This window comes from Micromonospora sp. NPDC049662 (assembly GCF_040675055.1).
Lineage (GTDB): Bacteria > Actinomycetota > Actinomycetes > Mycobacteriales > Micromonosporaceae > Micromonospora.
The window spans coordinates 24,868-37,945 of record NZ_JBFAOC010000022.1; the positions used below are offsets into that span (position 1 = coordinate 24,868).

Here is a 13,078-nt window from a genome sequence, read left to right on the forward strand (position 1 = left end):
CCCGCCCGCCGAAGGCACGCGCCAGGGCATCCCGGGGCGGCCGTCGGCGCTGCCGGCGGGCACTCAGCGCAGCAGGACGATGGGTCGGCGCGGTGTGGCGTCGTCGAACATGCCGGCCCGTTGCCGGCGCGCCTCCGCGTGGGGCGGGTTGGCCTGAGCGGCGTCCCGGCCGGCGGGGGCCCGATCCTTCGGCAGGTGCAGCAGCGCGGCGGCGACCACGGTCCAGAACACGTACGGATAGGTCTGGCCCGTGCCGAACATGGCCGACTCGGTGACCTGGATCAGCAGGCCGGTGACGACGAGCCAGACCAGCCCCGCGTCGGCCCGCCGCACCGGGGCCCGCACCGCGACCCGCCCGGCGGCCACCAGCAACACCACCAGCGGTGGCACCGCGACGAGCCCCAACTCCAGCAGCAGCTGGAGGTAGCTGTTGTGCACCACGCTGACGCCGGCGGTCCCGAAGAACTCGTCGGCGCTGGCCAGCTCGAACAGGTGATTCCGCGATGCGTACCCGAAGCCCAGCGTGGGCCGGTTCTGCCACCACAGGTCGATGGTCGTCTGCCACATCTGGGTTCGCCCGTTGGACAGGTCGCCGCCGGTGGGGTCGGTGAAGCGCATGACGAACTGGCGCATCCAGGGTGCGGCGAAGATGGTGGGCAGCAGGTTGAGCAGGTATGCCACCAGCAGCAGGGCGGTCGCCCCGGCGGCCAGCCGGACCACCCGGCCGAGACCGTGGCGCACCACGAGCCAGAGCGCGCCGACGAGCACGGCGATCAGCGCGGTACGCGACTGGGACAACAGGAGGCTGACGGCGGCCGGCGCCAGGCCGAGGAGCGTGACGGGCCGCCGGGACTGCCGGTGGACGGCCCAGCCCAGCGGGATCGTCAGGGCGCAGACGATGCCGAGCATGTTCGGGTTGTTGTAGAGGCCCTGGAACCGGGCGACGCTGGAGGTCGCCGCGACGAGCGTGCCGTCGACGAACCCGATGCCGAGGCTGACCACGATGGACGCGGTGAGGACCAGGTAGACCACGCGCAGGTCGGCCATCATGACCGCACGATCGGGCCATCGACGCCGGACGAGTACGTGCACCAGGGCGGCCAGGAGCAGCAGCGCGACGCCCCGCTGGAGGGTCTCCATCGGAACCACCGACCAGGCGAAGCTCACCGTGGCGAGACCGGCCATCCCCCAGAGCGCGCCGACGAACACGCTGGTCCAGGCATCGCTGCGGGCCGGCGTCCGGACCGGGAGGCAGAGGCCCCAGAGGACCAGGCCGCTGACCGCCGCGTACCGAGGGTAGAAGCTGGCGTCGACGAGCGCCGGCACGTTGGACGAGGCGCATACCAGTAGCCCCATGGTCAGGGTCAGCATCCACCGCCAGCCGTCGACCCGCCGGCTGAAGGCGAGCAGCAGCACCAGCGCGACCAACCCGGTCGCGACAAGCGGGGCGGTGATGGCGGCGACGGTGGTGACCACCACCAGACACGTCGCGACGACGAGCAGGCCCAGTTGGCCCATCCGGTTTCCCACGTGATGTCCTTTGAAGTCCGGCCGCCGGCGTTGCCCGCGGTCGTTGGGTGGACCGCCCTCAGCGAGGCAGGTCCTGTAGGCCCGGTTGGGCCGTTTCGGCAGCCCAGCGGGCCCTGGCGGCGTGCATCGCCCGGATCATGTCCGGCCAGTGCGGCGGTCGGTACCCGGTGGCCTTGGCGAGGGCGTCCGCGTTCATCGACCGGTCGCAGGTGAACTCGTCGTCCGGGACGATGTCACCGGGCCACCCGTAGACCTCGGCGACCAGGCGGAGCAGGTCGTACTTGGAGATCGGCTCGGCGGCGACGTGGTAGAGCCCGGCCAGCTCCGTCCGGGGCAGGATCACCGTCCGGAGCAGTCGGGCGAACTCGACGGTCGTCACGCCGCTGTAGATGGCCCTCGTGAAACCGCGTACCTGGCCTCGCTGGGAGAGGAACCAGTCCACGAGGGAGCGGTTCGTGTCCAGCTCGTGCCCGATGATCGAGGTGCGGAGGGTGAGCGCGGAGACCCCGCGCGCCTCACCCAGCAGCTTCGACCGCCCGTACAGGTCCGGCGGGTCCGGCAGGTCGTCCTCGACGTAGCCACCCCGCCGGCCGGAGAAGACACAGTCGGTGCTGACGTGGATCAGGCGACTGCCGAGGGGCCCGCAGGCCTCGGCGAGCAGATGGGGGAAGAGCGCGTTGAGGGTGACCGTCTGCACCGCGTCCTGCACATCGGGCCGTTGCTTGATCACACCCACGCAGTTCACGACGACGTCCGGCCGCAGGTCGTCGACGATCTGCCGGACCTCGTCGAAGCGGGTCGCGTCGACGGCCGGGGTGATCCGGTCGAGCAGACGCGGGGGGTACCACCCCGCGCGGTCCTCGATGCTCCGGGCGACGCCGTGGACGTCGAGGTCCGCGTCGTCGCTCAGCTCCCGCAGGACAGCGTGGCCGAGCATGCCGGTGACGCCGACGACGAGGACCCGTCGCGTCGGGCGCGGCTCGTCCGCGCCGGGGCCGCTGCGTCGGCGGGGGACGAACTCCGGTCGCCGGCCACCGGTGCCGGTGCTCATGCCGTTACGACCGCCGCCGCCGCGGCCTCGACCTGCGCCCGTACCTCGGGCAGCGTCAGCAGCAGCGCCTCAATCTCCGGTACGGACAACCGCCGGGCGTTGTGCGAGTGGAAGTCGGCCATGTTGCCGCTCTCGACGTCGCCCTCCTCGAAGTAGAGGGAGTAGTTGAGGTCACGACTGTCCACCGGCACCCGAAGGAACTCGCCGAGATCCTCGACGTGGGCGAGTTCCTCGCGGCTGGCCAGCGTCTCGTACAGCTTCTCCCCGTGCCGGATGCCGAGCACGTTGAACTTCGCCGGGACGCGGAACAGGTTGCACAGCGCGGTGGCCAGGTCGCCGATGGTGCAGGCGTCGGCCTTGCGGATGAAGACGTCGCCTGGCTGGCCGTACCGGAAGGCGTGCTCCACCAGGTCGACCGACTGCGGCAGGGACATCAGGAACCGGGTCATCGACGGCTCGGTGACCGTCGGTAGGCCACCGCGCAGGATCTGGTCGATGAACAGCGGGATCACCGATCCGCGCGAGTACATGACGTTGCCGTAGCGCACGCAGCAGACCCGGGTACGCGCTTCCGGATTGTTGCGGGAGTGCGCCTGCGCGACCTTCTCCATCAGCGCTTTGGTCATGCCCATCGCGTTTACCGGATAGACGGCCTTGTCGGTGCTCAACAGCACCAGCGCCTCGACGCCGACGCGTTCGCAGGCGTCCACCACGTTCGCGCTGCCGAGCACATTGGTGCGGACGGCCTCCAGTGGGAAGAACTCGCACGAGGGGACCTGCTTCAGGGCTGCGGCGTGAAAGACGAACTCCATTCCCCGCGCGGCCTTGAGCACACTGTCGTAGTCGCGGACGTCGCCGACGTAGTAGCGGACCCGGTCGTCGCCGAGGCGGTGCCGCATCGCGTCCTGCTTCGACTCGTCCCGGCTGAGTACGCGCACCTCGGCGGCCCCGGCGTCGAGCAGTCGGGAGACCATCGTCTGACCGAAGGATCCCGTGCCACCGGTGATCAGGAATCGCCGGTCCGAAAGCGAGGAAACCACATCTTCTCCTGCCTGTTTCCCGAAGGCCATCCTCGGGATTCGGATTCTCGTCGAACGCGACCCTACGCTGGCCTTGGAGGTGTCGTGACCGCTTCCGCCAAAAGCAATTCGAGTCGCGTTCACCTCTAATGGAGCCGACAAATACGCGAGCAGGGCTCGGCGCGCCGAAGTGGTCGCCGCGCTCCATTGTCGACGCGCCGGAGCGCCCTATCGTGAAAGTCGGAAGTGGTGCTCGAAATGGTGGTATGCGTTGTCCATGGCAAAAGTTGCTCTCCATGCGGCACATACGCGCGCCGGCACCTCCGGCCCGACGACCGGTCGGGAGACACCTCGGGACGGCACCACGACGCGCCGACCGTACGATCGCTGGAAGCGGCTTCTCGACGTCATCGGCGCTCTCCTCGTCCTGTCGCTCGGCGCCCCCGTACTGGCCGTGGTGGCCCTGGTGGTGCTGGTGGCGCACGGGCGGCCGGTGCTGTTCCGGCACACCCGCCCGGGGTTGCACGGCGAACTGTTCGAGGTGGTCAAGTTCCGGACCATGCGCCACCCCGATCCGGATCGAGGGCTGGTGAGCGACGCGGATCGGCTGACCCGGGTGGGCCGCTGGCTGCGGGCCAGCAGCCTTGACGAGCTGCCGGAGTTCTGGAACGTGCTGCGGGGCGAGATGAGCGTGGTCGGTCCCCGCCCGCACCTCGTGCGCTACCTCAGCCTCTACAACCCGGAACAGGCCCGACGACACGACGTGCGACCGGGCATCACCGGGCTGGCCCAGGTGCGTGGCCGCAACGCGCTGGACTGGGACGCGAAGTTCACCTACGACGTCGAGTACGTCGACCGCCGCTCCTTCCTGCTGGATCTGCGGATCGTCCTGGCCACGATCTGGGTGGTGCTCAGTCGCCAGGGCATCTCCGCGCCGGGCGCGGCCACCTGGCACGAGTTCACCGGTAACCCACCCGCGCAGGCGACCGTCGACCACGACTCCGCCCACCGGCGATGAACCGGGTCCTGCTCCTGGGGGCCGGTGGATTCCTCGGCCGGCACATCCGGACGGCGCTGGCCGCCCACGCCACCGTCCGGTCGATCACCCGCGCCGAGTGTGACCTGGTCCGGGTCGAGCTGCGCGACCTGACCGCGCTCATCGCCCGGGAGCGACCGGACACGGTGGTGACGGCGGCCGGACGGATCGTCGGCTCCGGCCACGACTTCGTGCAGGCGCACGTGGTGGCGACCGCGAAGCTGATCGAAGCGGTGGCCGCCGCCGCCCCCGGGGCCCGCCTGATCCGGATCGGCTCGGCCGCCGAGTACGGCACCGTGCCGCACGGCCTCGCCGTCACTGAGGAGTACCAGGGCACGCCCGTCAGCGAGTACGGGCTCAGCCACCTGGCCGCCACGCGGTTGGCGGAGCTGGCCGGCGGGGCGGGTCGACTCGACACGATGGTGTTGCGCATCTTCAACCCGGTCGGGCCCGGGATGCCGGCGGGCAACGTGCTCACTCGGGTGACCGCGATGGTGAGGTCGGCGGTCGCTACCGGATCGGAGGACATCGCCGTGGGCCTGCACGACACGTACCGGGACTTCGTCGACGTCCGGGACGTCGCCTCGGCGGTCCTCGCCGCGGCGAGCTGCCGCCCGGGGCCCGCCCGGGTCTTCAACGTGGGCAGCGGTAGGGCGGTGGCGACGCGCGACGTCGTCCGGTTGTTGGCGGAGGTGTCGGGCTTCACCGGTGACATCCGGGACGGCAGCTTCGCGCCGGACGCCGATCGCTCAGCCGCCGTGCCGTGGATGTGCGCCGACATCGAGCGCGCGAACCGGGTGCTCGGGTGGACGCCCGCACACGACCTCGGTGATTCGCTGGCAACACTGTGGCAGGCCGACGGCGAGCAGCCCGCCCGTCCGGTCGCCGGCTCGGCAGCGCGGTGAAGCCCATGCGGATCGGCATGCTCAGCCAGTGGTTCGACCCGGAGCCGGGCGCGGCGGCGCTCCCCGGGATGCTCGCTCGGGCTCTCGTCCGCCGAGGACACGAGGTCCAGGTCCTCACCGGGTTCCCCAATTACCCGACCGGCGAGTTGGCGCCCGGCTTTCGGGTGACCCGTCGGCTCGACGAGGTCGACGGGACGACCCGGATCCGCCGGGTGGCCCTCTATCCCAGCCATGACCGCTCCGCGCTGCGCCGGCTGGCGAACTACGGCTCCTTCGCCGCCTCGGCGCTGGTGTCCGGCACGTCGGCGCTGCGCGGCGTGGACGCCCTCTGGGTCGGCAACTCGCCGATCAGCGTCGCCCTGCCGATGTGGTTCACCCGGTACGTCCAGCGGGTGCCGGTGCTGCTGCACGTGCTGGACCTGTGGCCCGACAGCGCGGTGGCCAGCGGCTTCATCGGCACCGATCGGGTGTCCCGGATGATCGAGCGGGGGATGAGCGGCTGGTGCGGTGGGATGTACCGCAGCGCCGGCCGGGTCGCGTACGTCTCGCCCAGCGCCGCCGACCTGCTCGCCAGCCGAGGCGTACCCCGGGAGAAGCTCGTCCACATTCCGGTGTGGGCCGACGAGACGCCGAGGACGGGCGTCGCGGACCTGCGCGCCGAGTTCGGGCTCCGCGAGGACCAGGTGGTGCTGGTGTACGCCGGCACGCTCGGTGAGGCGCAGGGGCTCGACTCGCTCATCGACGCCTGCGCCCGGATCAACGACCCGCGACTGGTCTGCCTGATCGCCGGCTCCGGCACCACCGAGGAGCGGCTGCGCCGTCGGGCCGAAGAGCTGAACGCGACACACGTGCGGTTCCTGGGGCGGCTGCCCCGGGAGCGGATGCCCGCGTTGATGGCCACCGGTGACGCACACTACGTGAGCCTGCGACCCGGCGGCATGTCGGCGTACACGATGCCCAGCAAGGTGCAGGCCACCCTCGCTGCCGGGCGGGCCCTGCTGGTCGCCGCGCAGGGGGACGCCGCAGCCGTCGCGCACGACAGCGGCGCGGGTATCACCGCCCGACCCGGTGACCCCGACTCGATCGCCGACGCGCTACGGGAACTCTGCGACCTGGGCCGGGAGAAGCTCGAGCTGCTCGGTCAGGCCGGCCGGGCGCACTACGACCGGGTCTTCTCCGTCGCCGCCGGCGCCGAGCGGGTCGAGCAGGCGCTGGGCGAGGCGGTGGAGAGCCACCGACGGCGCTGACCCGCTGCAGCGCGTTTCAGAGTGGGCAGCTCGTCCAGACTGGTGGCGCGCGCGGCCACCGTCCGAGCGGGGTGAGTCGATCGCGGTCTCCGACCAGGCCGAGGCTCCCGTTGTGGCCTCGGCCTTGTGCAGCTCCCGGCCTCGACGGGGCGAGCTGTAGAGTCGCGACGGCCGGTCGGGCGAGGGAAGCACCGACCGGACCGGCGAGGGGATGGCGCGTGCTGCACCTGAGGGTGATCACCCCGGAGAGCAGGACGACGGATGTCGTCGACCTGCTCTCCGCAGAGGCAGGAGTGACTCACCTCGCCGTGCTGCCGGGTGCCGCCCGGCAACCGCGTGGTGATCTCATCCTCTGCGACGTGGTGCGGGAGAGCGCGGACCGTGTGCTGCGGGAGTTGCGGCGACTCGGCGTGGACACCAGCGGCGGCATCGCGGCCGAGGACATCGAGCTGACCATCTCCGCGGCGGCCGACCGGGCGGCGGACCGGGCGCCGGGCAGTGGCGCGGACGCGGTGGTCTGGGACGAGATTGCCGCGAAGACCGGTGAGCAGACGGAACTGTCCGGCACGTACCTCGTACTGATCGTGGTGGCCACCATGATCGCCGGCATCGGGGTGCTGCTGGACCAGCCGATTCTCATCGTCGGGGCGATGGTCGTCGGTCCGGAGTTCGGCCCCCTCGCCGCGCTGTGCGTGGCGTTGCTGCGCCGCCGGCTCGGGGTGATCGGCCGCTCGGTGCAGGCTCTCGTGGTCGGCTTCGTGGCGGCCATGGTGGCGACCGTGCTGAGCACCTGGGCGCTGACCGCCGCCGGCCTGGTCAGTCGGGAGATGCTGCTCGCCGAACGCCCACTCACCGATTTCATCTGGCGGCCGGACGCGCTGTCCTGGGTGGTCGGTCTCCTCGCCGGCGTGGCCGGGATGCTCTCGTTGACGTCGAAGAAGTCCGGCAGCCTGGTCGGGGTGCTGATCTCGGTGACGACGGTCCCGGCCGCGGCGAACGTGGCGGTGGCTGCCGCCTACGGAGTATGGGACGAAGCGGGCGGCTCGGCACTCCAACTGGTCATCAACCTGAGTGCGATCGTCCTGGCCGGCCTGCTCACCCTCGTGGTGCAGCAGGCCTGGTGGTGGGGTCTGGCTCGCCGGTCCCGTCGTCCAGCAACCGGGTGAGCAGCGTCCGCAACGGGATCGACTCGCCGTCTCGTCCACCGGACCCGACCACCAACGGCGCCGGGCTGGGTTCCGGGTCGGCGCCGAACAGCCGGGCCCGCAGACCTCCGGGCACGGTCAGCAGGTGGAACCGGCCGGCCACATCCACCGCCCGGGTCTCGGCCCGGTCGACGTACCAGCCGGTCAGCCTGGTCCGGTAGCGCCCGCGCCCGTCGTAACCCCGGGCGACCAGCCGGGTGGTGCGCAGCCCCCGCCGGGTCGCCTCGGCCACGAACCAGGCCACCAGCTTCGCCGCCTCGGCCTGCTCGGCGGCCCGCCGCCGCGCGTCCGCGTCGGCATGCGCGCGCACCGCCTGCCGCTGCTGCTCCCGCCACGTCCGGCCGTCCGGCTCATTCACGACGCCGACGGTACGCACGGGGCTCAGTCGAGCGGCCCGCAGGGTGCCCCGGGCGATCGCGGCCATCACCACGTTGGTCTAGACGTAGTACGGCAGCGCGTTGATCGCCTGCTGTAGCCCCGCCCCGCGCCGCCCAGCCCCGCCCCGCGCTCGCCCCGCCCAGCCCCGCCCTGCGCCGCCCCGCGCCGCCCCGCCTGCGTCGATCTTGCAGTTTCGGTCGTCGGAATAGGCGGAATGCCGGCTATGTCGGCACAGTATGTGCAAGATCGACGCAGAAGGCCAGCTCGGGTTTGTCGATCATGGAGTTGTGGTGCCTGGCTTGGCGTTATGCGGGCGGTTTGTCACCCACCACAACTCCATGATCGACGGGGCCGCGCGGGGTCGAGGTGGTGAGCGGGTTAGGCCAGGCCGGCGCGGCGTAGGGCTTCGGCCATCGCGTCGTTGGCCGGCGCCGGTGCGCCCTGCCGCTGCTGCCCGCCGCGACCACCCTGCCCGCCACCACGACTGCCCTGGCCTTCGCGACCACCCTGCCCGCCGCCGCGACTGTCCTGCCCGCCACGACTGCCCTGGCCGCCGCGACTGTCCTGGCCGCCGCGACCCTGCTGTCCGGCACCGCGACCGCCCTGGCCGTCGCGACCGCCCTGCGGTCCGCGCTGCGCCGGGCCGCCACGCCCCTCCTGGCTCGTCCGACCACCGGCGGCCGGCTCATCCTCCAGGCGCAGGGTCAGCGAGATGCGCTTTCGGGGTACGTCCACGTCGAGCACCCTGACCTTGACCACGTCGCCGGACTTCACCACCTCACGGGGGTCCTTCACGAACGTCCGGGACATCGCCGAGACGTGCACCAGGCCGTCCTGGTGCACCCCGACGTCCACGAACGCGCCGAAGGCGGCCACGTTGGTGACCACGCCCTCCAGCACCATGCCCGGCGTCAGGTCGCCGATCTTCTCCACGCCCTCGACGAAGGTGGCGGTGCGGAACTCCGGCCGGGGGTCACGGCCCGGCTTCTCCAGCTCGGCGAGGATGTCGGTGACGGTGGGCAGGCCGAACCGGTCGTCGACGAAGTCGGTGGCCCGCAGCCCGCGCAGGATCGCGCTTCGGCCGATCACCGCGCGCAGGTCCTGCCCGGTGCTGGCGAGGATCCGCCGCACCACCGGGTACGCCTCGGGGTGCACGCTCGACGAGTCCAGCGGGTCGTCCCCGCCGGGGATCCGCAGGAAGCCGGCGCACTGCTCGAACGCCTTCGGCCCGAGCCGGGCGACCTTCTTCAGCTCGGTCCGCGACCGGAACGGCCCGTTGGCGTCCCGGTGCAGCACGATGTTCTCGGCCAGCCCGGCCCCGATCCCGGAGACCCGGGTCAGCAGGGGCGCGGACGCGGTGTTGACGTCCACCCCGACCGCGTTCACGCAGTCCTCCACGACGGCGTCCAGCGACCGGGAGAGCTTCACCTCGGACAGGTCGTGCTGATACTGGCCGACCCCGATCGAGCGAGGGTCGATCTTGACCAGCTCGGCGAGCGGGTCCTGGAGACGACGGGCGATGGAGACCGCGCCGCGCAGCGACACGTCCATTCCGGGCAGCTCCTGCGCGGCGTACGCGGAGGCGGAGTAGACCGACGCGCCGGCCTCGGAAACCATGACCTTGGTCAGGTTGAGCTGCGGGTGGCGCTTGATCAGGTCACCGGCCAGCTTGTCGGTCTCGCGCGAGGCGGTGCCGTTGCCGATCGCGATCAGCTCCACGTCGTGCGCGCCGGCCAGCCGGGCCAGGGTCTCGATCGACGCGTCCCACTGTCGGCGTGGCTCGTGCGGATAGATCGTGTCGGTGGCGAGGACCTTGCCGGTGGCGTCGACCACGGCCACCTTCACGCCGGTTCGCAGGCCCGGGTCCAGGCCCATCGTCGGCCGGGTGCCGGCCGGCGCGGCGAGCAGCAGGTCGCGCAGGTTGGTGGCGAAGACCCGTACGGCCTCCTCCTCGGCGGCCTGCCACAGCCGCATCCGCAGGTCGGCCCCGAGGTGGATGAGGATGCGCGTACGCCAGGCCCAGCGGACCGTGTCGGTCAACCACCGGTCCGCGGGGCGCCCGGCGTCGGACACTCCGAACCGGCCGGCGATCATCGCCTCGTACCGGGTCGGACCGGTCGGTACGGCGTCGGCCTCGCCGGCCTCCTCCGACTCCATGGTCAGGTCGAGCACGCCCTCCTTCTCGCCCCGGAACATGGCCAGGATGCGGTGCGACGGCAGCTTCGGGTACGGCTCGGAGAAGTCGAAGTAGTCGGCGAACTTCGCGCCGGCCGTCTCCTGACCGTCGCGTACCCGGGAGGCCAGGCGGCCCCGCGACCACATCTGCTCGCGCAGCGTGCCGATCAGGTCGGCGTCCTCGGCGAATGTCTCGATGAGGATCGCCCGAGCGCCCTCCAGCGCGGCGGCGGCGTCGGCGACGCCCTTCTCGGCGTCGACGAATCCGGCGGCGGTGGCCTTCGGATCCTGGGACGGGTCGGCCAGCAGCGTCTCCGCCAGCGGCGCGAGGCCGGCCTCGCGGGCGATCTGCGCCCGGGTCCGCCGCTTCGGCTTGTACGGCAGGTAGATGTCCTCCAGCCGCGACTTCGAGTCGGCGGCCATGATCTGTGCTTCCAGCGCCTCGTCCAGCTTGCCCTGGCCGCGGATCGACTCCAGCACGGCGGCCCGCCGCTCGTCCAGCTCCCGCAGGTAGCGCAGCCGCTCCTCCAGGGTGCGTAGCTGGGTGTCGTCGAGCAGGCCGGTGGCCTCCTTGCGGTAGCGGGCGATGAACGGCACGGTGGCGCCGCCGTCGAGCAGCTCCACGGCCGCCCGCACCTGACGCTCGGCCACGCCGAGCTCGTCGGCGATCCGCTGATGAACAGACTGGGTCACGATCTCGATCCGCCTTCGACTCGATCCGCCCTCAGAGAGCGGGTACCGCCTGCATTCTGCCGGTCGGCCCCGACCACTGTCGCCGCGCCCGGCCGGTCGCGCCCCCGCGCCGTCGCGCCCCCGCGCCGCCCCCCCCCCCGCGCGTCACCGCGCCGTCCTGCCTCCGCGCCCGGGCCGGGTCGATCCCTCGACCGCCCCGGCCGGGCCTGCGCTAGCGTGGCGATCATGGAATCACCTGCGGAGCCGCGCGCCCGACGGCTCTTCGGCGGCAGCGCCCGGGCCCTCGGCGACCTCACGGCCAACCCGTTCCGTGCCGACCGGGACCGGATCGTCGGGTCGCCGTTCTTCGCCCGGCTCGGCGGGGTCACCCAGGTGATCAGCCCGGTCGGCTCCGGGCTGCTGGTGCACAACCGGCTCACCCACAGCCTCAAGGTCGCCCAGGTGGCCCGGGCCATCGCCGAGCGGTTGACGGCCGACGGCAGGTGGCGTGACCTGCTGGACAAGCTCGGCGGCTGTGACCCCGACGTGGTGGAGGCCGCCGCGCTCGCGCACGACCTCGGCCACCCGCCGTTCGGCCACCTGGGGGAGCGGGTGCTCGACCGGCTGGCCCGCCAGCGTCTCGGCCTCGCCGACGGCTTCGAGGGCAACGCGCAGTCGTACCGGATCGTCACGAGCACCGAGATCCGGGGCGCCGCCACCACCGGGTTGGACCTGACCGCCGCCGTCCGCGCGGCGATGCTGAAGTACCCGTGGACCCGGCTGGACTACCCCGACCCGCACCCGCGCCTGCTGGACCCGCCGCCGCGGGGCGCCACCCCGCCGCCGGACGACCCGGAGAGCGGCTCGTTGAAGTTCGGGGCGTACCGGACCGAGCTGGACGACCTACGGCAGGCCCGGGAGCCGTTCGTCGGCCGCATTCCGGACTGGCAGCAGACCGTCGAGGCGTCCGTCATGGACACCGCCGACGACATCGCGTACGCCATCCACGACGTGGAGGACTTCTACCGGGTCGGGGTGCTCCAGCAGGGCGCGGTGTCCGCCGAGCTGATGGCCTGGCAGCGCGAGAGCGGGCACTTCCGGGCGATCACCGACGCGGCGCTGGCCACCTCCGCCCGACGACCCGGCGCGGCCATCGAGCGGCTGCGCCGGCAACTGCACCGCAAGGACGCCTGGGTCGCGGACGACGACGCGTTCGCCGCCGCCGTCGAGCATGTCCGCGAGGAGTTGGTGGACGGGCTGCTCGCGATGCCGTTCGACGGTTCGATCGAGGCGGAGCAGTACGTGGCGCGGTTCTCCGCCCGCTGGTCCACCCGCTTCGTCGAGGCCGTCACCGTGACCGACCAGCCGTCGGTGCGCTCCGGGCACGTGCTGCTCGGCTGCGCGCAGTGGCACGAGGTGCAGGTGCTCAAGTTCGTCCACCACCGGTTCGTGCTGGCCCGCCCCGACCTGGCCCTGCACCAGCGTGGTCAGGCCCGACTGCTGGGCACCCTGGTGGAGGCGCTGTGGGAGTGGCTGCTCGACCCGGAGGAGGAGTCCCGCCTACCTCGCCGGCTGCACGACCTGGTCGAGTTGGCCGAGGCCGAGCTGCACCCGCGTACGCCGCACCGGATCGGCCGCGCCCGGGGACGCGCGATCGTGGACTTCGTCGCGCAGCTCACCGACGGCCAGGCGGTCGCCATGCTGGACGCGCTCTCCGGTCGCTCCGGCGCGCTCTGGACCGACGCCTTCGTACTCTGAGATGTAAGGAAGGGGACCATGTTAAAAGCCCGGCGTTAACAAAGTTGCCATCCGTAAAACTCATGCCAAGGACAGCCACCACCCCGCGACCCCCCGTGGGTC

Annotated in this window: 10 protein-coding genes; 5 read left to right on the plus strand and 5 right to left on the minus strand. The window is 72.0% G+C overall.

Going from position 1 to position 13,078, the window contains the following annotated elements; all coding sequences use genetic code 11:
- Positions 1-63: 63 nt before the first annotated feature.
- The 3 genes from AB0J36_RS18170 to AB0J36_RS18180 are packed head-to-tail and all read right to left on the minus strand — an operon-like array spanning position 64 to position 3,621.
- Entirely contained in the window at positions 64-1,530 is a 1,467-nt protein-coding gene (locus tag AB0J36_RS18170) for an O-antigen ligase family protein (protein ID WP_363660897.1), read from the minus strand.
- A 58-nt stretch (positions 1,531-1,588) separates the two neighbouring features.
- Complete coding sequence (locus AB0J36_RS18175; RefSeq protein ID WP_357119956.1) at positions 1,589-2,581, minus strand: SDR family oxidoreductase; 993 nt, start codon at positions 2,579-2,581, stop codon at positions 1,589-1,591.
- Positions 2,578-3,621: a polysaccharide biosynthesis protein gene (locus AB0J36_RS18180; protein WP_357119952.1), complete on the minus strand. Its 1,044-nt coding sequence runs from the start codon at positions 3,619-3,621 to the stop codon at positions 2,578-2,580. Before AB0J36_RS18180 ends, AB0J36_RS18175 begins: the two co-directional genes overlap by 4 nt.
- 256 nt (positions 3,622-3,877) lie before the next feature.
- Here AB0J36_RS18180 and AB0J36_RS18185 point away from each other — a divergent pair, with 256 nt between their 5' ends.
- The 4 genes from AB0J36_RS18185 to AB0J36_RS18200 all read left to right on the plus strand — a co-directional run bounded on the left by AB0J36_RS18185 (position 3,878) and on the right by AB0J36_RS18200 (position 7,954).
- Positions 3,878-4,618 (plus strand): sugar transferase, encoded by a 741-nt coding sequence (locus AB0J36_RS18185; RefSeq protein WP_357393180.1) that lies wholly within the window; start codon positions 3,878-3,880, stop codon positions 4,616-4,618.
- Positions 4,615-5,541 (plus strand): NAD(P)-dependent oxidoreductase, encoded by a 927-nt coding sequence (locus AB0J36_RS18190; protein ID WP_357119946.1) that lies wholly within the window; start codon positions 4,615-4,617, stop codon positions 5,539-5,541. The genes AB0J36_RS18185 and AB0J36_RS18190 overlap by 4 nt, the downstream gene beginning before the upstream one ends.
- 5 nt (positions 5,542-5,546) lie before the next feature.
- Entirely contained in the window at positions 5,547-6,788 is a 1,242-nt protein-coding gene (locus AB0J36_RS18195; RefSeq protein WP_357171575.1) for a glycosyltransferase family 4 protein, read from the plus strand.
- A gap of 218 nt (positions 6,789-7,006) precedes the next feature.
- On the plus strand, positions 7,007-7,954 hold the full coding sequence (locus tag AB0J36_RS18200; protein WP_357119940.1) for a DUF389 domain-containing protein: 948 nt from the start codon (positions 7,007-7,009) through the stop codon (positions 7,952-7,954).
- On the opposite strand, the gene AB0J36_RS18205 is transcribed toward AB0J36_RS18200, so the two are convergent.
- The gene (locus AB0J36_RS18205) at positions 7,884-8,351 is read right to left on the minus strand and encodes a hypothetical protein (RefSeq protein ID WP_357119937.1); all 468 of its coding nucleotides are present in this window, start codon (positions 8,349-8,351) and stop codon (positions 7,884-7,886) included. The two genes, AB0J36_RS18200 and AB0J36_RS18205, sit on opposite strands and share 71 nt — an antisense overlap.
- A gap of 398 nt (positions 8,352-8,749) precedes the next feature.
- Positions 8,750-11,239, minus strand: a complete 2,490-nt coding sequence (locus AB0J36_RS18210) for a Tex family protein (RefSeq protein ID WP_363660898.1) — start codon at positions 11,237-11,239, stop codon at positions 8,750-8,752.
- 225 nt (positions 11,240-11,464) lie between these two features.
- Between AB0J36_RS18210 and dgt the strand changes: the two genes are divergently transcribed.
- Entirely contained in the window at positions 11,465-12,976 is a 1,512-nt protein-coding gene (dgt, locus tag AB0J36_RS18215; RefSeq protein WP_357119931.1) for a dGTP triphosphohydrolase, read from the plus strand.
- Positions 12,977-13,078: the final 102 nt, after the last annotated feature.

Bases quoted from the DNA above. Each gene is read 5' to 3' on its own strand.
- AB0J36_RS18175 (WP_357119956.1), bottom strand. From the start codon at position 2,581: ATGAGCACCGGCACCGGTGGCCGGCGACCGGAGTTCGTCCCCCGCCGA.
- AB0J36_RS18185 (WP_357393180.1), top strand. From the start codon at position 3,878: ATGGCAAAAGTTGCTCTCCATGCGGCACATACGCGCGCCGGCACCTCC.
- AB0J36_RS18190 (WP_357119946.1), top strand. From the start codon at position 4,615: ATGAACCGGGTCCTGCTCCTGGGGGCCGGTGGATTCCTCGGCCGGCAC.
- AB0J36_RS18195 (WP_357171575.1), top strand. From the start codon at position 5,547: ATGCGGATCGGCATGCTCAGCCAGTGGTTCGACCCGGAGCCGGGCGCG.
- dgt (WP_357119931.1), top strand. From the start codon at position 11,465: ATGGAATCACCTGCGGAGCCGCGCGCCCGACGGCTCTTCGGCGGCAGC.